The organism is Undibacterium sp. 14-3-2, assembly GCF_016595265.1.
GTDB classification, from domain to species: domain Bacteria; phylum Pseudomonadota; class Gammaproteobacteria; order Burkholderiales; family Burkholderiaceae_D; genus Undibacterium; species Undibacterium aquatile.
The window spans coordinates 898,011-920,858 of record NZ_JAENGS010000001.1 but is presented as its reverse complement, the minus strand read 5'-3'; the positions used below and the strand labels follow the sequence as shown (position 1 = coordinate 920,858).

General features: G+C 50.7%; 24 protein-coding genes. 16 read left to right on the top strand and 8 right to left on the bottom strand.

The window, feature by feature from the left end; translation table 11 throughout:
- Positions 1–10: 10 nt before the first annotated feature.
- Positions 11–1,054: a phosphoribosylformylglycinamidine cyclo-ligase gene (gene purM / locus Undi14_RS04105; RefSeq protein ID WP_200177998.1), complete on the bottom strand. Its 1,044-nt coding sequence runs from the start codon at positions 1,052–1,054 to the stop codon at positions 11–13.
- A 154-nt stretch (positions 1,055–1,208) separates the two neighbouring features.
- Between purM and Undi14_RS04100 the strand changes: the two genes are divergently transcribed.
- The 9 genes from Undi14_RS04100 to Undi14_RS04060 all read left to right on the top strand — a co-directional run bounded on the left by Undi14_RS04100 (position 1,209) and on the right by Undi14_RS04060 (position 8,182).
- A complete protein-coding gene (locus Undi14_RS04100; RefSeq protein ID WP_200178238.1) occupies positions 1,209–2,294 on the top strand; it encodes an AI-2E family transporter in 1,086 nt (361 codons plus the stop codon).
- Positions 2,291–2,965: a DnaA regulatory inactivator Hda gene (hda, locus tag Undi14_RS04095; RefSeq protein ID WP_200177997.1), complete on the top strand. Its 675-nt coding sequence runs from the start codon at positions 2,291–2,293 to the stop codon at positions 2,963–2,965. The genes Undi14_RS04100 and hda overlap by 4 nt, the downstream gene beginning before the upstream one ends.
- Positions 2,966–2,982: 17 nt before the next feature.
- Positions 2,983–3,660, top strand: a complete 678-nt coding sequence (locus tag Undi14_RS04090; protein WP_200177996.1) for an HAD family phosphatase — start codon at positions 2,983–2,985, stop codon at positions 3,658–3,660.
- Positions 3,657–5,024, top strand: coding sequence for a polynucleotide adenylyltransferase PcnB (gene pcnB / locus Undi14_RS04085; RefSeq protein ID WP_200177995.1), 1,368 nt, complete (start codon positions 3,657–3,659; stop codon positions 5,022–5,024). The genes Undi14_RS04090 and pcnB overlap by 4 nt, the downstream gene beginning before the upstream one ends.
- Positions 5,024–5,503 (top strand): 2-amino-4-hydroxy-6-hydroxymethyldihydropteridine diphosphokinase, encoded by a 480-nt coding sequence (folK, locus tag Undi14_RS04080; RefSeq protein ID WP_200178236.1) that lies wholly within the window; start codon positions 5,024–5,026, stop codon positions 5,501–5,503. Before pcnB ends, folK begins: the two co-directional genes overlap by 1 nt.
- An 82-nt stretch (positions 5,504–5,585) precedes the next feature.
- On the top strand, positions 5,586–5,933 hold the full coding sequence (locus tag Undi14_RS04075) for a DMT family protein (protein ID WP_186884895.1): 348 nt from the start codon (positions 5,586–5,588) through the stop codon (positions 5,931–5,933).
- A gap of 63 nt (positions 5,934–5,996) precedes the next feature.
- Complete coding sequence (panB, locus tag Undi14_RS04070) at positions 5,997–6,809, top strand: 3-methyl-2-oxobutanoate hydroxymethyltransferase (RefSeq protein ID WP_200177994.1); 813 nt, start codon at positions 5,997–5,999, stop codon at positions 6,807–6,809.
- 9 nt (positions 6,810–6,818) lie between these two features.
- Complete coding sequence (locus Undi14_RS04065; protein WP_200177993.1) at positions 6,819–7,526, top strand: ABC transporter permease; 708 nt, start codon at positions 6,819–6,821, stop codon at positions 7,524–7,526.
- On the top strand, positions 7,523–8,182 hold the full coding sequence (locus tag Undi14_RS04060; protein WP_200177992.1) for an ATP-binding cassette domain-containing protein: 660 nt from the start codon (positions 7,523–7,525) through the stop codon (positions 8,180–8,182). Before Undi14_RS04065 ends, Undi14_RS04060 begins: the two co-directional genes overlap by 4 nt.
- A 53-nt stretch (positions 8,183–8,235) precedes the next feature.
- On the opposite strand, the gene Undi14_RS04055 is transcribed toward Undi14_RS04060, so the two are convergent.
- The gene (locus tag Undi14_RS04055; protein WP_200177991.1) at positions 8,236–8,967 is read right to left on the bottom strand and encodes an SDR family NAD(P)-dependent oxidoreductase; all 732 of its coding nucleotides are present in this window, start codon (positions 8,965–8,967) and stop codon (positions 8,236–8,238) included.
- Positions 8,964–9,206, bottom strand: a complete 243-nt coding sequence (locus tag Undi14_RS04050) for a TIGR02450 family Trp-rich protein (RefSeq protein ID WP_234030388.1) — start codon at positions 9,204–9,206, stop codon at positions 8,964–8,966. The genes Undi14_RS04055 and Undi14_RS04050 overlap by 4 nt, the downstream gene beginning before the upstream one ends.
- Positions 9,207–9,444: 238 nt before the next feature.
- Here Undi14_RS04050 and Undi14_RS04045 point away from each other — a divergent pair, with 238 nt between their 5' ends.
- Positions 9,445–11,619: a gluconolaconase gene (locus tag Undi14_RS04045; RefSeq protein WP_255520360.1), complete on the top strand. Its 2,175-nt coding sequence runs from the start codon at positions 9,445–9,447 to the stop codon at positions 11,617–11,619.
- A 16-nt stretch (positions 11,620–11,635) separates the two neighbouring features.
- Here the strand turns inward: Undi14_RS04045 and can are convergent, their stop codons facing one another.
- The 5 genes from can to grpE all read right to left on the bottom strand — a co-directional run bounded on the left by can (position 11,636) and on the right by grpE (position 17,179).
- On the bottom strand, positions 11,636–12,304 hold the full coding sequence (can, locus tag Undi14_RS04040) for a carbonate dehydratase (RefSeq protein WP_200177989.1): 669 nt from the start codon (positions 12,302–12,304) through the stop codon (positions 11,636–11,638).
- A 117-nt stretch (positions 12,305–12,421) separates the two neighbouring features.
- On the bottom strand, positions 12,422–13,030 hold the full coding sequence (locus Undi14_RS04035) for a chalcone isomerase family protein (protein WP_186884889.1): 609 nt from the start codon (positions 13,028–13,030) through the stop codon (positions 12,422–12,424).
- A gap of 288 nt (positions 13,031–13,318) precedes the next feature.
- Entirely contained in the window at positions 13,319–14,440 is a 1,122-nt protein-coding gene (gene dnaJ / locus Undi14_RS04030) for a molecular chaperone DnaJ (protein ID WP_200177988.1), read from the bottom strand.
- 97 nt (positions 14,441–14,537) lie between these two features.
- Positions 14,538–16,472 (bottom strand): molecular chaperone DnaK, encoded by a 1,935-nt coding sequence (dnaK, locus tag Undi14_RS04025; RefSeq protein ID WP_200177987.1) that lies wholly within the window; start codon positions 16,470–16,472, stop codon positions 14,538–14,540.
- 143 nt (positions 16,473–16,615) lie between these two features.
- Positions 16,616–17,179 (bottom strand): nucleotide exchange factor GrpE, encoded by a 564-nt coding sequence (grpE, locus tag Undi14_RS04020; protein ID WP_200177986.1) that lies wholly within the window; start codon positions 17,177–17,179, stop codon positions 16,616–16,618.
- Positions 17,180–17,538: 359 nt separating this feature from the next.
- On the opposite strand from grpE, the gene rfbB reads away from it, so the two are divergent.
- From rfbB to Undi14_RS03990, 6 genes are all read left to right on the top strand, one after another.
- On the top strand, positions 17,539–18,606 hold the full coding sequence (gene rfbB / locus Undi14_RS04015; protein ID WP_200177985.1) for a dTDP-glucose 4,6-dehydratase: 1,068 nt from the start codon (positions 17,539–17,541) through the stop codon (positions 18,604–18,606).
- A complete protein-coding gene (rfbA, locus tag Undi14_RS04010; protein ID WP_186884884.1) occupies positions 18,603–19,499 on the top strand; it encodes a glucose-1-phosphate thymidylyltransferase RfbA in 897 nt (298 codons plus the stop codon). The genes rfbB and rfbA overlap by 4 nt, the downstream gene beginning before the upstream one ends.
- 3 nt (positions 19,500–19,502) lie before the next feature.
- A complete protein-coding gene (rfbC, locus tag Undi14_RS04005) occupies positions 19,503–20,048 on the top strand; it encodes a dTDP-4-dehydrorhamnose 3,5-epimerase (protein ID WP_200177984.1) in 546 nt (181 codons plus the stop codon).
- A complete protein-coding gene (rfbD, locus tag Undi14_RS04000) occupies positions 20,045–20,950 on the top strand; it encodes a dTDP-4-dehydrorhamnose reductase (protein ID WP_200177983.1) in 906 nt (301 codons plus the stop codon). Before rfbC ends, rfbD begins: the two co-directional genes overlap by 4 nt.
- A gap of 154 nt (positions 20,951–21,104) precedes the next feature.
- Entirely contained in the window at positions 21,105–21,890 is a 786-nt protein-coding gene (locus Undi14_RS03995; protein ID WP_200177982.1) for a glycosyltransferase, read from the top strand.
- A gap of 1 nt (position 21,891) precedes the next feature.
- Positions 21,892–22,842 (top strand): SDR family oxidoreductase, encoded by a 951-nt coding sequence (locus tag Undi14_RS03990; protein ID WP_200177981.1) that lies wholly within the window; start codon positions 21,892–21,894, stop codon positions 22,840–22,842.
- Positions 22,843–22,848 lie beyond the last annotated feature (6 nt).

Sequence of the window (22,848 nt, the reverse complement as noted above, 5' to 3'; positions counted from 1 at the left end):
AGTTCTATGCTTAAACAACGATAGTCGGATGTTCATTGCCTTCGCGGGCACGGATTTCACCGATACGATAAACCGATTCGCCAGCGGCGCTCAGTTGTGCCATCGCAGCATCTGCGTTTTCAGCAGACACAATCACCACCATGCCGATACCACAGTTGAATACACGATGCATTTCGGCATCTGCCACACCGCCGTGTTGTTGCAGCCACGTGAATAATGGCGGCAGAGTCCACGCATCTTTATGCAGCACTGCAGTCAGTTTGTCACCCAGCACGCGAGGCACATTCTCGACCAGACCACCGCCGGTAATGTGTGCCATGCCTTTCACTTCCAGTGACTCCATCAGCGCCAGCAAAGGTTTCACGTAAATACGTGTCGGTGCCATCAGTGCATCACCCAGGCTGCGTCCGTGGAAATCTGCACTCAGATCAGGTTTTGCCACTTCAATGATTTTGCGCACCAGAGAAAAACCGTTTGAGTGAATACCGGAGGAAGCCAGACCCAGAATCACGTCGCCCGGTTGAATTTTGCTGCCATCGATGATTTTAGATTTTTCAACCGCACCGACCGCAAAGCCGGCCAGATCGTATTCGCCATCCGGATACATGGAAGGCATTTCAGCAGTTTCACCACCGATCAGTGCGCAACCAGCTTGTTCGCAACCAAAAGCCACGCCTTTGATAACATCCGTAGCGGCCGCCACATCCAGTTTGCCGCAGGCGAAATAATCGAGGAAAAATAAAGGTTCCGCACCCTGCACCAGAATATCGTTGACACTCATCGCGACCAGATCGATGCCGACCGTGTCATGTTTGTTGAGGTGAAATGCCAGCTTCAGCTTAGTACCGACGCCATCGGTGCCGGAGACCAGCACAGGCTCTTTGAATTTTTTGCTGACTTCAAACATCGCGCCAAAACCACCGATACCGGCCATGACGCCTTCGCGCATCGTGCGTTTTGCAAAAGGCTTGATTGCATCGACCAACGCGTCGCCAGCAACCATATCGACACCGGCGTCGGCGTAAGAGAGAGAAACAGGGGTAGAAGTGCTCATGATATTCGTCAGTAGGGGGCTTGAGGCGGTAAAATAGGAAAATTGCCAGAAAACTCCGGCAAAACCGCTATTTTAACAAAATGACTGCGTATTGACCTATATTTGGGCGATACGTAACAAGCCGACAACTTATTTGCAAGCACACCATCTGAAAATGCCATTTTCTTTTTCGCCAGAACAAAAGCAATCCCTACTCTGGATCCTCGTCGGTGCAGCGTTCCTGCTATTGCTGTCGTTGCTGGGTCCGGTGTTAATGCCATTCATCGTCGCCGCGATACTCGCATACGTACTCAACCCCTGGGTCGATAAACTGTGTGCGCTGCGATACAAAAATCTGCGTCTGCCGCGCACAGTGGCAGCCACGCTGTTGATTATTTTCGTCATCGCTGCGGCGTTGGCGATGGTATTGATTATCGTGCCTATCCTGCAAAAAGAAGCGCCGCAGTTACAAGAACAGATACCGCGTTTTTTTGATAAATTCGATCAGGTGATTTCGCCGCTTCTGGCGCATTACGGATTCACGATACGCTTGGACAGTACCGGAATTAAAGCCTTGCTGACCGAGCAAATGGCTGGCAGCGGTGACGTCATCGGTAAGGCGGTTTTGTCATCGATACGCGTTGGCGGCACTGCCCTGCTCGGTCTGCTGGCGAATTTATTACTGATTCCGATTGTGCTGTTTTATCTGTTGCTCGACTGGCACGCGCTGATCCACAGAATCGCGCATTTCATCCCACGTCGCTGGGTGCATGGTGCGAATAATGCCGTGAATGAAGTCGATGACATCCTTGCCCAATATTTACGCGGACAAATTCTGGTGATGATCGTGCTCGCCGCATATTATGCAATCGCACTGAGCATCGCCCGTTTCGATCTGGCGCTGCCGGTCGGTATCATCACTGGTTTTCTGGTGTTTATCCCTTATCTCGGCTATGGCATAGGACTGGCGCTCGCCCTGATCGGCGCGGTCTTACAATTTAATGACCTGAGCGGATTAATTTACGTCGGCATTATTTATGGCTTCGGACAATTTTTAGAATCATTCATACTGACGCCACGTCTGGTCGGTGAACGCATCGGCCTGCATCCGCTGACCGTTATTTTTGCGCTGATGGCGTTTGGTCAGTTATTTGGTTTCATCGGTATTCTGGTTGCCTTACCGGCGTCGGCAATTATCTCGGTAGCCGTCAAACATATACGCAGCTCTTACCTGAACAGTCCTTTTTATCGCCAGCCATGAGGCAACTTTTACTCGATCTGGATGCGCAAAAGTTGCCATCCCTTGCTACCTTTGTGGTCGGACAAAATGCCGAACTGGCGCAATTGCTGGGTTTATTCTCGCAGCGCATTGCGAGTCAGTATGGTGAGCGCTCGGTCTATATCTGGGGTGAAGCCGGTGCAGGTAAAACCCATCTGCTGCACGCCCTCGCAGATCATCCGGATTCCCGCTACATCCCCGCCAATGCACCGGAAGAAGCATTTGATTTCAGCGATGAAGTCAGCCTGTACCTGCTTGACGACTGCGAACAATTATCGCCACTGAACCAGATTGCTGCTTTCAATCTGTTTAATGAAGCACGGGCGCACGGCGGTTTTCTGGTGGCGGCGGGTAATCACCCGCCGATGATATTGAATGTGCGCGATGATTTACGTACCCGCTTTGGCTGGGGCTTGATTTATCAGCTCCATGAACTCACCGACGAAGATAAGATAGACGCCTTGGAACGTGCTGCGCAAGCACGCGGCATCCAGTTATCGGCAGGCGTGTTACCCTATCTGATCACGCACTACCGGCGCGACATGAGTTCATTAACCGCGATGCTGGATCAGCTCGATCATTATTCGCTGGTCACCAAGCGCCCGATTACCTTGCCGCTCCTGCGTGAACTAATGCTGCAACAACAGCCCTGAATCCGGAATACAACAGCATGCCCAATATTGCTTTATTTGATCTCGACCACACCCTGATTCCTATCGATTCCGATTATGAATGGGGCCAATTTTTATGCCGCGTCGGCGCGGTCAATGCTGAAGCATTTGCCAAACGGAATGCCGATTTTTTTGCACAATATCAGGCAGGCACTCTGGATCCGGTGGAGTATCTGGAATTTGCACTCGGCACGCTGGCACAATTTCCACGCAAGAAAATTGACGAGCTGCATCAGCAGTTCATGCAGGAAGTCATACAGCCTGCCTTGTTACCGGCCGCATTTGATTTACTGAAAAAACATCAGGATCAGGAAGACCTGATCGCGATTATCACAGCGACCAATCGCTTTGTCACCGCCCCGATTGCACAGGCATTGGGAGTAGCGCATTTACTGGCTGCCGAGCCAGAACTCGATGCCGCCAACAATATCACTGGTAAACTGCTGGGCGTGCCGACTTCGGGCGCCGGCAAAGTCATCCATTTACAGGACTGGTTAGCAAAACAAGAAAAACAACTCAGCGATTTTGGCATCAGCCATTTTTACAGCGACTCCCATAACGATATCCCTTTACTCGAGGTCGTGACACATCCTGTCGCCACCAATCCGAACGCCAGATTAAGCGCACATGCGCTGGCAAAAGGATGGCCTCAAATCCAGCTGTTCGACAAACAATGATCAAGAAATTTATTCGCAAAATACTCGGCGTGAAAAGCGCCCCGGAAGCTACCGTAGCTGCCGTCAGCAATCGCAAGCCAACTGTGCTGAGCGCGAAAGAGCATGGCATCAATCCGCAACTGGTGTCGGCGAACGCGATTCGCGTGACGCAGACCTTGCAGGACAATGGTTTCAAAGCATTCATCGTTGGCGGTGCCGTGCGCGATCTGCTGACTGGTGTGAAACCGAAAGATTTTGACATCGCCACGAACGCCACGCCAGAACAAGTCAAACGCCTGTTCCGGCGCGCCTTTATCATTGGCCGCCGTTTCCAGATCGTGCACGTGATGTTCGGGCAGGATTTGCTCGAAGTCACCACCTTCCGCGGCCCATCCAACGATGCAGCACCCAAGGATGAACATGGTCGCGTGCTGCGTGACAATACCTTTGGCGAGCAGCACGAAGACGCGGCGCGACGTGATTTCACCATCAATTCGATGTACTACGATCCGGCCTCGCAAACGGTGCTCGATTACCACGGCGGCATCAAAGATATCCGTAAAAAAATCCTGCGCATTATCGGCGTACCGGAAGCACGTTACCGCGAAGACCCTGTACGTATGCTGCGTGTGGTGCGCTTTGCCGCAAAATTACAATTTACGATAGACCCAGCCACGCAGGCACCGATCGCGGTGATGGCACCGCTGATCAATAACGTGCCGGCAGCACGCGTGTTCGATGAAATGCTGAAACTACTGACCAGCGGCCATGCCATGGCGTGTCTGCAGGAACTGCGCAAAGAAGGCCTGCATCACGGTCTGATGCCTTTACTGGACGTGGTGCTGGAACAGCCTATGGGTGAGAAATTCATCACGCTGGCACTGGCCAATACCGATGAACGCATACAACAGGGCAAACGCGTTTCACCAAGTTTCCTGTTTGCCTCGCTGTTGTGGCATCAGGTGCTGGAAAAATGGGAAGCCTACAAGGCAGCCGGAGAATTTCCGATTCCGGCACTGCATCTGGCGGCCGATGATGTGCTGAATACGCAAACAGATGCACTCGCGATTCAACGCAAAATCGGTGCGGACATGCGCGATATCTGGGCGATGCAGCCGCGCTTCGAAAAGCGGGTTGGCAAAACGCCGTACAAAATGCTTGAACATCAGCGCATGCGGGCGGCCTATGATTTCCTGTTGCTGCGTTGCGCCTCGGGCGAGATCGATGCCGAGATCGGCGAATGGTGGACTGCCTTCATCAATGGCGATGCGGATGAACGTGAACGCCTGATTAACAGCAAACCCAAAGCCCCGGCGGGTGCCAGTGCAGCGAAAAAACGCAAGCCACGGCGCCGTGCGCCACGCAAGGCGGCAGCGCAGGAATGATGCTGGCTTACATCGGTATCGGTGCGAATCTGGGCGATGCACAGGATACGGTGCGGCAAGCCATCGCCCGCCTTGGCCAGATTCCGGCAACGCAGTTGCAACGCGCCTCGTCGCTGTACAGCAGCGCACCAATTGATTCCAGCGGTGACGATTACGTGAATGCCGTGGCGGCCATTACCACGAGCCTCAGCGCTAACGATTTATTACTGGCCTTGCAGGAAATCGAACTGGCATTTGGTCGTGAGCGTCCTTACCGTAACGCCCCGCGCACGCTGGATCTGGATTTGCTGTTATATGCGGATCAGCAAATCGCGACAGAGCAACTGTGCGTGCCGCATCCGCGCATGACGGAACGTGCATTTGTGCTGCTACCGTTGCTGGAAATCGCAGCGGAAATCGACATCCCCGGTCAGGGGCCGGCGCAGACGTTTGTTGCCGGGGTCGCACAGCAAGCGATTTTCAGGTTACCGGTGGGCTAAATCGGTTTAAATATACTCCCCCCAGTATATTTTAAGCCCCTTTAAAATCAAGGACATTAAGCCATTTTTACGGGATACTCCCATGCAAATACCAGTTATCGTACAAACTGCCGGCTTGTTAACGCTGTCAAACGTCTTCATGACCATCGCCTGGTACGGGCATCTGAAGAATTTATCCAGCAAAACCTGGTGGATCGCTGCGCTGATCAGCTGGAGCATTGCGCTGTTCGAATACCTGCTGCAAGTACCGGCGAATCGTATCGGTTACACTCAGTACAGTCTGGCGCAGCTCAAAATTTTGCAGGAAGCGCTGACGCTGATCGTATTCGTGCCGTTTGCGATGTTCTATATGGGACAACCATTCAAACTCGATTATGTCTGGGCAGGCTTATGTCTGGTCGGCGCGGTTTATTTTATTTTCAGGAATTAGGGCGCGAGCGCCTGATGACGCTGTCAGCGACAACTCCTGACAGCTTTACCTTTGGAGAAACACATGGCGGAATATTTGCAAGACCGTAAAGCAGTCAGCATTCCCGGCTTAATGTCTATGCGTGAGCAAGGCAACAAAATCACGATGCTGACTTGCTACGATGCCAGCTTTGCCTCATTGATGGATCGATGCGGCGTCGAAGTATTGCTGATCGGCGACTCGCTTGGCATGGTCTGTCAAGGACATCAATCCACGCTGCCAGTGACGATTGCCGACATTGCCTACCACACCGCTTCTGTTGCACGTGGCAATCAGAAAGCGCTGATCGTGGCCGACATGCCGTTCGGCAGCTATGCCACACCGGAAGCAGCGTACAACAATGCCGTGCCGCTGATACAGGCCGGCGCACAGATGGTGAAAATCGAAGGCGGAACCTGGTTGCTGCCAGTCATACAATTTTTAACTGAGCGCGCGATTCCGGTCTGCGCGCATCTGGGGCTGACGCCACAATCCGTGCATCAGCTCGGCGGTTATAAAGTCCAGGGTAAAACCACCGCCGCCGCCGATTTGCTTAAAGCAGAGTCACTCGCAGTGCAAGCCGCCGGCGCCACTCTGCTGGTACTCGAAGCGATTCCTGCCGCTCTCGGCAAAGAGGTCACCGACTCGTTGACGATTCCGACCATCGGTATCGGTGCCGGTGCGGATTGCTCAGGTCAGGTGCTGGTGATGCACGATTTGCTCGGCGTTTTCCCTGGCCGTAAAGCACGTTTTGTGAAAAATTTCATGGAAGGTCAGACCAGTATTGATGCGGCAGTAACAGCGTATGTCGCGGCAGTGAAAGATCAATCTTTCCCCGGACCAGAACACTGCTTCTGATTGGCATCGATGAATATCAGCATCGCGATTCAGGACGCGTTTATCCTCTTGTTCAGCGGCGATGAAACGCTGTGGAATATCGTCTGGGTATCGCTTAAAACTTCGCTGGTCGGTTTAGCCTTTGCAACGCCACCGGCGCTGCTGCTCGGCTATGCTATTGCGAGCCACGCGTTTCCGGGCCGGCGTATCGCGATCTGGCTGGTGCAGGCCGCCCTGTCGCTGCCGACGGTGCTGATTGGTTTATTGCTGTATCTGCTGTTAAGCCGTCAGGGCTTGCTCGGCTCATGGCATTGGTTGTTCAGCCAGACCGGCATCATCGCCGGTCAGGCCGTCATCGCATTTCCAGTCCTGACCGCATTCACCCTGAGCGCAGTGCAATCGTCTGACCCACGGCTGGCTGAAACCGCGATCACGCTGGGTGCGAATCGCCGCCAGATAATGTGGACGGTGCTGCATGAAGTGCGTTTCGGCGTGATGGCGGCGCTGATCAACGGATTCGGGCGGGTTTTATCTGAAGTCGGCTGCGCCATGATGGTCGGCGGCAATATCGCCGGTGAAACCCGCACCATCACAACGGCCATCGCTCTCGAAACCAGCAAAGGCGAATTTGCGCAGGGCATTGCGCTCGGCATGGTCTTGATTGCACTGGCCTTGGTCATGAATGCGGCGCTGATGCTGTTGCAAGGCGACACCCGGAATGCGGAGCAACTGCAATGAGCACACTCTTACAAGTACACGGTTTGCGCAAATCGTTCGGGCAGCGACGCCTGCTCGACATCGCCGAACTGAACATCGAACAATCGCGCGCTTACGTGCTGACGGGCATGAATGGCAGCGGTAAAAGTACGCTACTACGCATACTCTCAGGACTAGAGCAGGCGCAGATAGACGAAGTGAAATACCTCGATAACGCAACGACATTTGCACCATATCCGCGCCACTTACGTACCGACATCGTTTATGTTCATCAGCATCCTGTCATGTTTTCCGGCACGGTTGCCGAAAACATCGCCTACGGTTTGCGTTTAAGAAAAGCGGAGAATATTGAAAAGCAAGTCGCGCTCGCGATGTGCTGGGCAGGCATACTGCATCTCAGTGATCACGATGCGCGGCATTTATCCGGCGGTGAAAAACAAAGAGTGGCGCTGGCGCGTGCCAAAGTGCTGGAGCCACGTTTACTATTGCTGGACGAGCCGACCGCCAATCTGGACGGTGAAGCGCGTGAACAGGTCATCGCCCTGATCCCTACGCTGACACAGGCGGGCAGCAGCGTGGTGGTGGTCTGCCACGACCGCGAACTGATCGCCCTGCCCGACATGCACAGACTGAAATTACGCGATGGCAAACTGGAACTCCGCACTACGGGTGCATAGATTCGGCGTTCATCCTGTACTAATCCAAGCGTCATCCACGGTTCATGCGGTTGTTACCACGGTAATTTCTCGTCGCCGTAGGTATAAAACATGCCGGAATGCTCCGGCGTTTTCGTATTAATCACTTGCAACATATCACGCGCTGCATCCATGGCCGACCGCCCTGTCGTTGCGCCACGAAATGGCTTCGACAAAGATGAACTGACGGTACCCGGATGCAATGCCAGCAACACTGTATTCGGCTGCGTGCGCTTCAACTCGATCGCCGCCGTCTTGATCAGCATATTCAGTGCCGCCTTCGACGCGCGATAACTGTACCAACCACCCAAGCGATTATCTTCAATACTGCCAACCTTTGCCGACAACATCACCATCACACCACGCTGACGATCCAGCAAAGGCGTCAAGTAACGCAACAACAAGGCTGGGCCAAACGTATTGGCTTCAAATGTGGCACGCAGTTGTGCGTAATGCAAATCGTCGAGTTTTTTCTCAGGCATGAAATCCGACGTATGCAAGACACCGGCAGCATTGATGATCAGATGAAAAGGCGCATCCTGCTTCAATACCTGTGCCGCGCGGGCAATGCTGTTCTCATCAGCAAAATCTACCTTTGGTTCAGACTGCCGGTGCAAGCCTTCGATCTGCGCATCAGGGCGCAGTTGATGCAGCGTCTCAACCATGGCAGCACCGATACCGCCGCTGGCACCGACGACCAACACACGAAAGTGATCCGGAAAAGAATCGAGGTGAGGAGGCACGGCCGGAGTCAGCTCTCGTGTCATACCCAGCCCCGTTTCCACAGGCGCTCATCCTGTAACTCGCGCCAAGGAATCTGACGCACCTCTTTGCTGTACACCGCTTCGATTTCGATCAACTCTGGCGGGGCATCAGACAACGCGGCTGACTCAGGCTGAATCACTTTGCTGACAATGAAATGCTTTTGCTTCGCGACGACTTGTACGGCCGTCCATTTCGACAGTAAAAGCTTTTTCGGTTGCAGGCTGATTTTCATCGTTTTCATCTCATCTGGTCGCAATAAGGGATTAATTTCAAGCGTCCCATATAGCATGCGCCTGTTGGCGCGAAATGCCGCCAGTAGCCAATGCGGATGCTGATATTGGGTAGCGCTATTTACAAAATCAGACTGCATTCTGGCATGAATTTTCGTCTGCCGTCGCCAGCGCCGAATGGCTGGCGATCCGCAGGTAAATACGCTAAGCTGCGACACTCATATACCCATATTGGAATCTCAGGTGGCAATGCATTTCTCGAAACCGGCACTGATCACAACGCTGGTGATTACTCTGCTGCTTGGCAGCGCTGCTTACTTTTTCTCACCATTCTCAGGCAATCAACACAGTGACAGCCTGATGGCCAACATCGGCAAAAAACTGATAGGAAAGCCGCGACTCCAGCCTACCTCCTCTGACTGGCAGCCGCATGTGTTACGTTTCGCTGGCGATGGCACTGCGGGAAAACATGACGGTGCGGCATTGCAGGCGCGTTTTGCTGACCCTTTCGGCATGGTGCAGGATCAGGAAGGCAATCTGTATGTCACTGATGCCGCCGACAACAATGTTATACGCCGTATCGCTCCCGATGGTCAGATCAGCGTCTATGCCGGGGGCAAAGAAGGTTTCGCCGATGGCGAACGTATGCAGGCCGCATTCAATACACCTTCCGGCATCGCCATCGATAAACAGGGCAATCTGTATGTCGCCGATACCGGAAATCACGCGATACGCAAAATCTCTAACCAGGGACAAGTCACAACATTGGCTGGCAACGGCCAAGCTGGTGATCGTGATGGTGATGGCACTTCGGCGCAACTGAACGCACCTCTGGCCGTCGCTGTTGACACCGACGGCAACGTCTATGTAGCTGACACCTATAACGATAAAATTCGCCGCATATCGACCGACGGTAAAGTCAGCACCATCGCTGGCGGTAAGCAAAATGGCTTGCTGGATGGCGCTGCCAGCGATGCCTTATTCGATACGCCGTCTGGCATTGCAATCAACTCGCACAAGGATCTGATCATTGCCGATACGCGCAATAACGCGATTCGTAAACTAACGCAGACGGGTATGGTCAGCACGCTGCAGCAATCCGCCACCAATGATAAAAATGCGTTGATGCGCCGCCCTATCGGGCTGGCCATCACGCATGATGATCACGTTTATATCGGTGAAAGTGGCGAAGGCAGGATTTTACATCTGACGCCAGACGGCATACTCAGAGGCGTCACAGGCATCGACGTTGATTTTGTTGCCGGTGACGAGAAAGTCTTACGGCTGTCTTCACCAAGCGGTTTGCTGGTGACACCAACCGGTGAAGTCATGGTCGCAGATTCAGCCACCACATCGATATACCGACTGACATCAGAGCAGCCAGCCACGCCGGAGCAAAGCAGATTTCCGGCGCCCCACATTGACCTGCAAACGATGTTTACCGGTCAGACTATTCCGTGGCCCTTAAAGCCATTTCAAACAGCACACGAAGTGGTTGGCACAATGGGAGAGGTGCGTGGAAAAACGGATGGTGAAGCACGCGATCATTTTCATAGTGGGCTTGATATACAAGGCAATCTCGGCGCGACAGTGTATGCCGTTGCCGACGAAAAGGTGCGTCATCCTGTCACTGCCTGGGGATATGGGACGCTGAATGAAGGAATCAATATCGATCATTTTTCTTACATCCACATGAAAGCAGGACGCGACCGCGACAATCTGCTGATCGATGCCCAGCGCTTTCAGATCCTGAATGATATGCAGGGAAAACCAGCTGCAGTCAGAATTCCGCGCGGAACAAAATTTAAAACCGGAGATGCTTTAGGTAGTATCAACCGCATGTACCATGTCCATCTGAATTACAGCCTCGGCAGCGGCGAAATCAATCCCTTAGCCTTGCCGTTCCCCGGCTTTAAAGATGAAACAGAACCGGTGATTGAGTCGATACAAATCACCGACGATCAGGGACAACCGCTGAAACGGAAGCAGGATAATCGCCTCCTCATCCCACGCCAGAGCCCATCATTGAATCTGCTTGTCGATGCGTATGATCAGAGCGATGACAATCTGTCGCGCAGGCGACTGGGCTTATACAAGATAGGTTATCAGTTTTTGCATGCGAATGGCAAAGCTGTCGCCGGTTATGAGCAAGCATTGATGACGATAGAATTTAATCAGTTACCGCCTGATCGCTCGTCTGTCAAAGTCGCCTATGCAGATGGCAGTGGCATTACCGTGCATGGCAATGCGAAAACCCGCTTTTTGTATCAGGCCAGTAATGTCGTGCGTGACGGTTATGCCAGAAATGCTCACCTACCTGTAGAAAAACTGGCTGCCGGTGATTATATTCTGCGGATTTTTGCCGCAGATTATGCCGGCAACATGGCCAGATCTGGACGCGATCTGGCCATCAGAATTGAATGAAGCGAATATATGTTGTTCAGTCCTGATACCGGGTCAGACTCCCGGCAAACTGGGTGGCGAGCATTTCCGGCGAACTGACCGCCATTCCCAGTGGATTTAATAAGCCATCCTGAATGCCATAGACCCAGCCGTGCACAGTCAGTGTCTGGCCGCGTTCCCATGCATCCTGAATCACGGTGGTCTGGCACAGATTGACAACCTGTTCAATCACATTCAGTTCGCACAAGCGGTCTGCGCGCTGTTTTGTATTCAGTGTTTCACCAAGATAGCGCTCATGCTTCTGATGCACATCCTGTACGTGACGCAGCCAGTTATCGGCCAGACCGACACGCCGCCCGGTCATCGCAGCATGTACGCCTGAGCAACCATAATGACCGCAGATGATAATGTGTTTGACGCCCAGAATATCGACTGCAAACTGCAGCACAGAGAGGCAATTTAAATCTGAATGAACGACAACGTTGGCGATATTTCTGTGTACAAATAACTCACCAGGTAACAGCCCCAGCAATTCATTGGCAGGGACCCGGCTGTCAGAGCAGCCTATCCACAGATATTCAGGATTTTGCTGGGCTGCGAGTTTTTTAAAAAAATCAGCATCCCGGTTGGAGATTGCCTGCGCCCATTGACGATTATTTTCAAATAACTGTTCCGGAGTTAATTCGGCACGATTTTTCTCGGTCATCATCCTGTCCTGATATTGAAAACAGGCGTGATTCTAACCTTTATGCAGGTAAGCTGCATAAACAGAAAAAGCCATACCCGGGCAGGTACGGCTTTTTCTGTTTCAGATCAAGGTAAATTAACGATACATATTTCTGTCGTCAGGCTCTGCCAGCATCGCTTTCTTCAAGCCGCTGTCAACGGGTTTTTCACCTAACCAGATGCGCAGCAATGCGTTGTTAAATCCGATGTCAGGGTAAGGTTCACCCATTTTTTTTCCATTTAAATACACCACAGTACCAACGCCGGGAACCCAGTCGTTCACCATGACATCCCCTTTTTTCAATTCAGGAACGGACGCAAACAACTCGCCGAAACGAAGAAACTGCGAAGTGAATTTCACTTTTTCAGCTTTGTCTGTATTTTGTTGTATACCTTGCATAAAGCCGCGACCAAAATCTTCGTTACTGAGATCGCGCAGCATCACTATCGTGACCCGACGCGGGCCTTGCGAAGCAAGTACTTCAGGTACGGTATTTTTCTTGTCTTTGAGGTACAGACCCGCTGCGTACACTTTGAAAATAGCTTTGTAACGGATTCCGGCTCCATTCAGTTTCAGATCGGTGTTTGCAACATGAACCGTATCTTCAAATTTGGCACCCGCTATATCCACGGTACCGGCATTTGCTGTACTGAGCAGGGTCAGACCCAGCCCGGCTAACCAACATTTATATTGATTCCAACGCATTTTTGTCTCCTGTTGATATTTTATTGATTCCAGATTGATCTGGCTTGGCTGATAAGATGCTGTCGCTGATAAATCCGGGCACCGCTACTTATAATGTAGTTTTTATATTGGCTCTTTAGCTTAACCGATTCCTGGGCGTATCGTCAGTCCTGATTTTGGAGTCCGCTCTCTAATTTAGCAGCAAATTTATCCGCCTGATGCCTGCATCAAAATACCGATCTCCGACAACACGGGAAGTAAACGTTAAAAAGCCCCGTTCAACATCAACGGGGCTTTTTTTTAGCAAAATTATTCAAAGAATTTTTTTACTTTATCCATCCAGGTTTTACTTTGGGGGTTGTGCTTCGCCCCGCCTTCTACCGTCAACTGCTCAAAATCTTTCAACAGTTGCTTTTGCTTTTCAGTCAGCTTGACTGGCGTTTCTATCACAACGTGACAGAACAAGTCTCCGGCATAACCAGAACGTACACCCTTCACGCCTTTACTACGCAAACGGAAAGTTTTACCTGACTGCGTTCCTTCCGGTACAGTGAACGATGCTTTGCCACTCAGCGTAGGTACTTCAATCTCGCCGCCCAGAGCCGCTTTCACAAAGGAAATTGGAATTTCGCAATGCAGATCGTCGCCTTCGCGCTGGAACACCGGATGCTGCTTGATATGTATCTCTACATACAAATCACCCGGAGGCCCGCCGTTGACGCCAGGCTCACCGTTACCCGATGAACGGATACGCATGCCATCGTCTATCCCGGCTGGAATTTTAACTTCCAGTGTCTTATTGCGCTTGATACGACCAACACCTGAGCAAGCGGTACATGGATCAGGAATCATTTTCCCTGTGCCATGACACTTAGGACAGGCTTGCTGGATACTAAACAAACCTTGCTGCATGCGCACCTGACCGTGCCCGCCACAAGTGGTACATGTTACCGGTGACGTGCCTGGTTTTGCGCCAGAGCCGTGGCAAGTATCGCACTCGTCCCAGCTTGGAACACGTATCGTCGTATCAAATCCATTAGCGGCCTGTTCGAGTGTGATCTCGAGGTTATATCGCAAATCAGCACCGCGATAAACTTGTGGTCCTGCACTACGACGACCACCACCGAAAATATCACCGAAGATGTCGCCGAACGCATCCGCAAAGCCGCCAGCTCCTGCGCCACCGCCGCCACCGCCCATATTCGGATCAACACCAGCATGACCGTAACGGTCGTAGGCATCCCGTTTCTGGCTGTCAGAAAGCATCTCATAAGCCTCTTTGGCTTCTTTGAATTTTTCTTCAGCAGACTTGTTATCCGGATTGCGATCCGGATGGTACTTCATCGCCAGCTTGCGATAAGCCTTTTTAATTTCGTCTTCTGAAGCGTTTTTACCGACGCCGAGAATTTCATAAAAATCACGCTTCGCCATCTCTTGTTAACCTCTGTATTAAGCGCAAACGCCGGGCCAGCAACGCAAGCGCGAGCCACCCGGCGAGTGATGACGGGCAAGCCCGTCAGACTAGGGATTACTTATTGTCTTTGACTTCTTTGAAGTCTGCATCAACAACATCGTCATCTTTAGATTTTGCGTCAGCATCTGCCGCACCGCCCGCTGCACCAGCAGCAGCTTGCTGTGCCTGCATATCTGCATAGACCTTTTCGCCCAGCTTCTGCGATGCCGTCGACAAAGCACCAAGTTTAGTATCGATCTCAACTTTGTCGCCAGTTTTCAACACATCTTCCAACTCTTTGATCGCAGCTTCGATTTTTTCTTTCTCGCCTGCGTCCAGTTTGTCGCCATGTTCAGCCAGCGCTTTTTTGGTTGAGTGCACCAATGCATCCCCCTGATTGCGGGACTCAGCCAGTTCTTTAACCTTTTTGTCTTCTTCCGCGTTCAGTTCAGCATCTTTCACCATTTTCTGAATTTCTTCTTCAGTCAAACCGGAGTTTGCTTTAATAGTGATTTTGTTTTCTTTACCGGTTGCTTTGTCTTTTGCACCTACATGCAAAATACCATTCGCATCGATATCGAACGTGACTTCAATTTGTGGTGTGCCACGTGCTGCTGGTGGAATACCTTCCAGATTGAATTCGCCCAATCCTTTATTACCGACAGCGATTTCTCGCTCACCCTGGAACACTTTGATCGTTACTGCTGGCTGGTTATCATCAGCAGTCGAAAACACCTGACTGAATTTAGTTGGGATCGTCGTGTTTTTCTGTATCATCTTCGTCATCACGCCGCCCAGAGTTTCGATACCCAACGACAATGGTGTCACGTCCAGCAACAACAAATCTTTACGATCACCGGACAATACAGAACCCTGAATTGCTGCACCGACCGCTACTGCTTCGTCCGGATTCACGTCTTTACGTGGTTCTTTACCGAAGAACTCTTTAACCAGTTCCTGAACCTTAGGCATACGGGTCATACCACCAACCAGAATGATGTCGTCGATATCAGATACTTTAACGCCAGCATCTTTAATCGCCAGACGGCAAGGTTCTATAGTTTTCTTAACCAGCTCTTCGACCAGCGCTTCCAGTTTGGCACGCGTGATTTTCAAGTTCAGATGCACCGGTGCGCCATTCGCCATCGCGATATATGGCTCATTGATTTCTGTCTGCTGTGCGCTGGACAATTCAATCTTCGCACGTTCAGCCGAAGCCTTGATACGTTGCAAAGCGATAGGATCTTTGGACAAATCCAGACCGTTGATCGTTTTAAATTCAGTAATGATGTAATCAATGATACGTTGATCGAAATCTTCACCACCGAGGAAGGTATCGCCGTTAGTCGACAACACTTCAAACTGCATTTCGCCATCAACGTCTGCAATTTCAATAATGGAAACGTCGAAAGTACCGCCGCCAAGGTCATACACAGCAATCTTACGATCGCCTTTTTCTTTTTTATCCAGACCGAACGCCAATGCAGCAGCCGTTGGTTCGTTGATGATACGTTTCACATCCAGACCAGCGATACGGCCTGCATCTTTCGTCGCCTGACGTTGCGCATCATTGAAATAAGCAGGAACGGTAATAACCGCTTCTGTCACTTCTTCACCGAGGTAGTCTTCGGCGGTTTTTTTCATTTTGCGCAAAACTTCAGCAGAAATCTGTGGTGGCGCTAATTTCTTATCGCGTACAGAAACCCACGCATCACCATTGTCTGCTTTGGAAATCGTGTAAGGCATCAGGCTGATGTCTTTTTGCACTTCTTTTTCTTCAAATTTACGGCCGATCAAACGTTTGACCGCAAATAAAGTGTTTTTCGGATTTGTCACTGCCTGACGCTTTGCAGAGGCACCGACCAGAATCTCGCCGTCTTCCTGATACGCGATAATCGATGGTGTCGTGCGCGCACCTTCTGCATTTTCAATCACTTTCGGCTGGCCGCCTTCCATGATCGCAACGCAAGAGTTGGTTGTACCCAAATCAATACCAATCATTTTTCCCATGATATTTCCCTTAGAATGTAGATTTTATTTGTCAATGTTGGTGAGTCGGTCTGAATTTAGCAGCAAAACCAACTCGTCTGTTCCGGATATAAGGTAAAAAACCCGCTTTTCAAGCGTTTTATGCGGTTTTTTTTACGTTTTTCTTACTTTCCTTGCGCAACGGTCACTAAAGCCGGGCGCAAAAGACGATCAGCAATCGTGTAGCCTTTTTGCAGTACAGTCACGATAGTGTTGGCCTCTTGCTCTGCCGGAACCATAGAGACAGCCTGATGTTTAGTCGGATCAAGTTTTTCCGCCTGTGCTGGATTCACTTCCAGCAAACGATTTTTTTCAAATGCAGAATTCAATTGCTTCAGCGTAATTTCCACGCCTTCTTTTAAAGAATCAATGGATGGCGTTTCCACTTTCAAGGCCATTTCCAGACTGTCTTTGACCGGCACCATTGCTTCAGCAAAACCTTCTATCGCAAATTTATGTGCTTTCGCGATATCTTCCTGCGCACGGCGACGGATATTTTCACCATCAGCTTTGGCGCGCATAAAAGCATCCTGCAGCTCAGCAATCCGCGCTTCTAACTCAGCAATTTTTGCTGCTGCGTCATTCGCTGGATCATTTTGCTGCTCTACAACAGTCTCCGCTGCTGCAACTTCAGCGCTCTCAACTGTAGTAGCAGGGTTTTCAGCCTGATGATTTTCTTGTTCTTGCATCCTGTTTCTCCATTCAAATACACGTTACACCTATAAATAAGGCTGATTCTGATTATTTCAAGGGATACCTGATATCCCAAGTCAACGATGCGTATCGCGAATAGCGTATATGCATATGCAAACATGTATGCATCATTGGAAAATCAAAAAACAAAGCAAGCTGCTCAACGAAGTGAAAGCTAAAAATGCGGGCAGACATGAAAAAATACTCTTTCAGACATATTAAAACTACATCAACACAAATAATTGTTACTAATTTTACAGCGTTAAATCATCACAAAATAGAACGACTTCGGGCTTATCTCAAGTAAAATCGCGGGTTGGGTATTAAAAATAAGCGGTTCAGACAGGGGTTAGTTATGATTTTCGTCACAGGCGGCGCTGGATTTATCGGCGCTAATTTTGTATTAAGTTGGCTGGCACAATCTGATGAGACAGTGCTCAATTATGACAAACTGACTTATGCTGGCAATTTAAACAATCTTACAAGCTTACGTCACGATAACCGGCATATTTTTGTCCAGGGTGACATCTGCGACGGCGACAAACTGACAGCATTGTTTGCAGAACATAAGCCACGTGCGATCGTGCATTTTGCGGCAGAAAGCCATGTAGATCGCTCGATTCATGGTCCGGCAGCTTTCGTCACAACCAATGTTAATGGCACGTTCAGCCTGTTAGAGGCTGCGCGGGCTTACTGGAATACACTCGAAGCTCAGGAAAAAAAGGACTTTCGTTTTCTGCATGTATCAACCGATGAAGTGTATGGAACGCTGGGTCCGGAAGATCCGCCATTCAGCGAAACAACTGCTTACGCGCCGAACAGCCCGTATTCTGCATCGAAAGCTGCATCCGATCATCTGGTTCGCGCTTATCACCATACTTATGGCATGCCAGTCTTAACGACGAACTGTTCGAATAACTATGGTCCTTATCATTTCCCGGAAAAACTGATTCCGCTGATTATTACCAACGCCCGCGCAGGTAAAGACTTGCCAGTGTATGGCGATGGCCAGCAAGTGCGTGACTGGTTGTTTGTGACAGATCATTGTGCAGCAATCCGCCGCGTCCTTGAAGATGGGCGCCTGGGCGAAACCTACAACGTCGGCGGCTGGAACGAACAGACCAATCTCAGTGTCGTTCATACCATTTGCGATTTACTGGACGAATTACAACCTAAAGCACAAGGCAGTTACCGCGATCAGATCAAACACATCACCGACCGCCCGGGTCACGATCGCCGCTACGCTATTGATGCGCGCAAAATCGAACGCGAACTCGGCTGGAAACCGGCTGAAACGTTCACGACTGGCCTGCGCAAAACAGTGGAATGGTATCTCGCCAATGATGCGTGGGTCGCGCAGGTACAATCCGGCGATTACATGAAATGGGTTGATCTGCAATACAGTAACAAGGAACAAGCATGAGTTTTACATCAAGTACCCGCAAAGGCATTATTCTGGCCGGTGGTTCCGGCACGCGCCTCTACCCGGTCACACAGGCAATATCTAAACAATTGCTGCCGGTATACGACAAACCGATGATTTATTATCCGCTGACGTCGCTGATGCTGGCAGGTATTCGCGATATCCTGATTATCTCTACGCCACAAGATACGCCACGTTTTTCTGAGTTACTTGGCGACGGTTCGCAATGGGGCATCAACCTGCAATATGCAGTGCAACCATCGCCAGATGGTCTGGCGCAAGCGTTCATTATCGGTAAAGAATTTATCGGCAATTCTCCTTCTGCACTGATTCTGGGCGACAACATCTATTACGGCCACGATTTCGAACCGCAATTACGCAATGCCGATGCCAGAAATCAGGGCGCAACCGTGTTTGCTTACCACGTGCATGATCCTGAACGCTATGGCGTAGTTGATTTTGACGCTAACAAACAAGCACTGAGCATCGAGGAAAAACCAGCAAAACCTAAGTCGAATTACGCGGTGACAGGCTTGTATTTTTATGATCAGCAAGTATGCGATATCGCCGCCAATATCAAACCATCGCCACGCGGCGAACTTGAAATTACCGATGTCAATAACGTTTATCTGAAACAAGGTGAACTCAACGTCGAACTGATGGGACGTGGCATGGCATGGCTCGATACCGGCACCCACGAATCCTTGCTGGAAGCAGGTCAGTTCGTCGCGACGATAGAAAAGCGCCAGGGCTTGAAAGTCGCCTGTCCTGAAGAAATCGCCTTCCGCCGTAACTACATCAGCGCCGCGCAGCTCGAAACGCTGGCACAGCCGCTGAAGAAAAATGAATATGGCCGTTATTTGTTGAACCTCTTAGAGAAAAAGACGTTTTAAACCATGAAAGCTATTTCTACCAATCTGCCAGAAGTCATGATCATAGAACCGAAAGTATTCGGTGACGAACGTGGTTTTTTCTTTGAGAGCTTCAATGCGAAAAAGTTTGCTGAACTGACGAGTGTCGATGTTGAATTTGTTCAGGACAACCATTCACTCTCAGCAAAAAATATCCTGCGTGGCCTGCACTATCAGATCAAACAGGCGCAAGGAAAACTGGTGCGCGTAGTGACCGGCGAAGTGTTTGATGTGGCTGTTGATATCCGCAAAAGCTCACCACGCTTCGGCCAGTGGACCGGTGTCGTTCTGTCTGCAGAAAATCAGCGCCAGCTCTGGATCCCGCCTGGCTTTGCACATGGTTTTGTTGTGCTCAGCGATAAAGCGGAATTCCTCTATAAAACCACGGATTACTGGGCACCGGAATACGAACGCTCATTGCAATGGAATGATCCTGCAATTGGTATTGAATGGCCGATTCAGGGCGACCCGGTGATGTCTGCTAAAGATCAGCAAGGAAAACTGCTCGCTGATGCCGAGGTATTTGAATGAAGATTTTATTGACCGGCGTCACGGGACAGCTGGGCCATACTTTACAGCAGCAACTCAGTGCGCAGCATGAAGTGATCGCCCCTGATCGCAGCCAGCTTGATTTAAGCGATGCAGCTGCGATTACTGCGTATATTGATGCGATACAGCCAGATCTGATTATCAATCCGGCCGCCTATACCGCAGTCGATAAAGCAGAGTCAGAAACTGAATTAGCAGAAGCGATCAATGTGGCAGCGCCAGCGGCCTTTGCTGCGGCAGCAAAAAAGCACAATATTGGTCTGATTCACTATTCGACAGATTACGTCTTTGACGGCAGTTTGCGCGATGCCCAAGCCGGTTTAAAAAGTTATACAGAAACAGAAGCCACCCATCCGCTGAATGTCTATGGCGCAACGAAACTGGCAGGCGAGCAAGCTATTATCGCCAGTGGCTGCCGTCACCTGATTTTCCGCACCAGCTGGGTCTATTCACGCTTCGGTAAAAATTTCCTGCTGACGATGTTACGGCTGGCGAATGAGCGTGACGAACTGCGTATCGTCAACGATCAGTGGGGAGCACCCACATCGGCTAAAGCCATCAGCGACGCCACTTGTCAGATTCTGGCGCAACTGCTGGCCGCACCGGATAGCTCACAATGGTGGTCACAATATCAGGGTTTATATAATCTGACGACAACCGGACACACAAGCTGGTGTGGCTTTACCAAAGAAATTCTGCGTCAGGCGACTAGCCGTGGTTTCCTGAACAAGCCAGCACCCGTTGTGCATGGAATTCCTGCCAGCGAATACCCGACACCTGCAACAAGACCGGTCAATTCCTGTCTGAACACAGATAAAATCAGCCGCACTTTCGGATTGACGTTGCCATCGTGGCAAACGGCGTTGACGGATAGTCTGGCATAGATACTGGTAAGGAATAGTTCATCGCGGGCAAAGCGAATGCTGTTACTCTGTACGCCAACACAGCAATCGCATACGCCGCGTGCCGTGACAGCACAGTAAAGCAGATGCCAGCAAGCATGTACTCACACCCAAATATGAATGGAATCGTTCACTTATGATTCATGTTGCCATCATCAGTCATGGACATGAAGATCTGCTGATCTCAACCCGGCTGGGCGGATTACTTGGCCAGCATGACGATATCCATCTGTGGCTCAAAGATAATCTGCCATCCGCAAAATTAAAAGATTACTGCCACCAGCACGGTGTCTCTTATACCGATGCCTCTGCAGGACTGGGCTTCGGTGCGAACAATAATTTTCTGTTCCGGCAAATACAAAATAGTGTCGGCTTGCGCTCAGGCGACATATTCGTCGTCATGAATCCGGATATTTCCATCACCCCGGATACGCTCAGACAACTGGTTGAAGAAATGCAGCGTGATCAGTTTCCACTGGCAACCCTGAATCTGTTTAAAGATGAAAATCACCTCAGGACTGATGCGAATATCCGTTTGTTTCCGGATTTTCTTTCGCCATTGCGTATGGCCGTCGTACGCTCGCTGACGCAAGCCTACGATAAAGAAAAAATCACAGCGCCGTTTCATGCAGACTGGGCTTCGGGCGCGTTTTTAGCGTTCGATGCGCGCCACTACGAAGCGCTGCAGGGCTTCGATGATCGCTATTTTATGTATTTTGAAGATGTCGATCTTTGCTATCGCTCGTATCTGATGTTGGGAAAAGGTGTGCGTTATTACCCGCAACTGCAGGCGATACATTTTGCGGCACATAAAAACCGCAGTCTGTTGTCGCCGCATGCGAATTGGTTTATCCGCAGTTTCCTGAAATTTTTATCGCGTAAATATTTTGTCTATTCACGCCGTACAAGCGGCGCGCGCTGATATGGTCCAGCGTATCTTCATTACCGGTGCGAGTGGATTTGTCGGGCAGGCAGTCGCCAGATATTTTCTTGGGCAAAATCGCCCACTGATCTGCCCTAGCCGTCAGCCGCTCAGCTATCAATCCCCACTGATGGCAAACCCGCTGATTCCAGAACTTTCTCCTGATCTCGACTGGTCTGCTCATTTGCATGAGATTGACGCGGTGATTCATTGCGCGGCCCGTGTGCATGTGATGCAAGAGTCAGCGGCTGATCCGCTGGCCTTGTTCCGTCGTGTCAACGTCGACGCCACACTGGCGCTGGCCAGACAAGCGGCAGCGGCGGGAGTGCGCCAGTTTATTTTTATCAGTTCCGTCAAAGTCAACGGCGAGCTGACGCAACCGGGAAAACCGTTCAGCGAAAAAGATGTATCCCTCGCCGAAGACCCGTATGGCATATCGAAGTGTGAAGCAGAAATTGCCCTGTTGCAGCTGGGTGAGCAAACCGGTATGGCAGTAACGATCATCCGGCCACCGCTGATCTATGGGGCAGGCGTGAAAGCGAATTTTTTAAGCATGCTGCGCTGGGTTAAAAAAGGTATACCGCTGCCGCTGGCCAGCACCAGAAATAAGCGCAGCTTTGTCTATCTTGGTAATCTGATTAGTCTGATCGATACCTGCCTGCATCACCCGCATGCGGGGCAAGAAATTTTTCTGGTCTCAGATGGTCAGGATTTATCGACCGCTGAATTATTGCAGGCGTGCGCCAAAGCCTTGCAGGTGCCATCACGCTTGCTGCCGTGTCCACCATCTTTACTCACGCTGGCGGCGACGCTGGCCGGAAAAAAATCTGTTGCTGACCGCCTGTGTTTATCATTGCAAGTCGATATCACCAAGGCGAAAACATTACTAGGCTGGACTCCGCCCTATACTGTGGAACAGGGACTGGCCGCTACCGTGACACAATTACCATAACACTAT

Coding starts and splice junctions, on each gene's coding strand:
- purM (WP_200177998.1), bottom strand. CDS start 1,054: ATGAGCACTTCTACCCCTGTTTCTCTCTCTTACGCCGACGCCGGTGTC.
- Undi14_RS04100 (WP_200178238.1), top strand. CDS start 1,209: ATGCCATTTTCTTTTTCGCCAGAACAAAAGCAATCCCTACTCTGGATC.
- hda (WP_200177997.1), top strand. CDS start 2,291: ATGAGGCAACTTTTACTCGATCTGGATGCGCAAAAGTTGCCATCCCTT.
- Undi14_RS04090 (WP_200177996.1), top strand. CDS start 2,983: ATGCCCAATATTGCTTTATTTGATCTCGACCACACCCTGATTCCTATC.
- pcnB (WP_200177995.1), top strand. CDS start 3,657: ATGATCAAGAAATTTATTCGCAAAATACTCGGCGTGAAAAGCGCCCCG.
- folK (WP_200178236.1), top strand. CDS start 5,024: ATGCTGGCTTACATCGGTATCGGTGCGAATCTGGGCGATGCACAGGAT.
- Undi14_RS04075 (WP_186884895.1), top strand. CDS start 5,586: ATGCAAATACCAGTTATCGTACAAACTGCCGGCTTGTTAACGCTGTCA.
- panB (WP_200177994.1), top strand. CDS start 5,997: ATGGCGGAATATTTGCAAGACCGTAAAGCAGTCAGCATTCCCGGCTTA.
- Undi14_RS04065 (WP_200177993.1), top strand. CDS start 6,819: ATGAATATCAGCATCGCGATTCAGGACGCGTTTATCCTCTTGTTCAGC.
- Undi14_RS04060 (WP_200177992.1), top strand. CDS start 7,523: ATGAGCACACTCTTACAAGTACACGGTTTGCGCAAATCGTTCGGGCAG.
- Undi14_RS04055 (WP_200177991.1), bottom strand. CDS start 8,967: ATGACACGAGAGCTGACTCCGGCCGTGCCTCCTCACCTCGATTCTTTT.
- Undi14_RS04050 (WP_234030388.1), bottom strand. CDS start 9,206: ATGAAAACGATGAAAATCAGCCTGCAACCGAAAAAGCTTTTACTGTCG.
- Undi14_RS04045 (WP_255520360.1), top strand. CDS start 9,445: ATGCATTTCTCGAAACCGGCACTGATCACAACGCTGGTGATTACTCTG.
- can (WP_200177989.1), bottom strand. CDS start 12,304: ATGACCGAGAAAAATCGTGCCGAATTAACTCCGGAACAGTTATTTGAA.
- Undi14_RS04035 (WP_186884889.1), bottom strand. CDS start 13,030: ATGCGTTGGAATCAATATAAATGTTGGTTAGCCGGGCTGGGTCTGACC.
- dnaJ (WP_200177988.1), bottom strand. CDS start 14,440: ATGGCGAAGCGTGATTTTTATGAAATTCTCGGCGTCGGTAAAAACGCT.
- dnaK (WP_200177987.1), bottom strand. CDS start 16,472: ATGGGAAAAATGATTGGTATTGATTTGGGTACAACCAACTCTTGCGTT.
- grpE (WP_200177986.1), bottom strand. CDS start 17,179: ATGCAAGAACAAGAAAATCATCAGGCTGAAAACCCTGCTACTACAGTT.
- rfbB (WP_200177985.1), top strand. CDS start 17,539: ATGATTTTCGTCACAGGCGGCGCTGGATTTATCGGCGCTAATTTTGTA.
- rfbA (WP_186884884.1), top strand. CDS start 18,603: ATGAGTTTTACATCAAGTACCCGCAAAGGCATTATTCTGGCCGGTGGT.
- rfbC (WP_200177984.1), top strand. CDS start 19,503: ATGAAAGCTATTTCTACCAATCTGCCAGAAGTCATGATCATAGAACCG.
- rfbD (WP_200177983.1), top strand. CDS start 20,045: ATGAAGATTTTATTGACCGGCGTCACGGGACAGCTGGGCCATACTTTA.
- Undi14_RS03995 (WP_200177982.1), top strand. CDS start 21,105: ATGATTCATGTTGCCATCATCAGTCATGGACATGAAGATCTGCTGATC.
- Undi14_RS03990 (WP_200177981.1), top strand. CDS start 21,892: ATGGTCCAGCGTATCTTCATTACCGGTGCGAGTGGATTTGTCGGGCAG.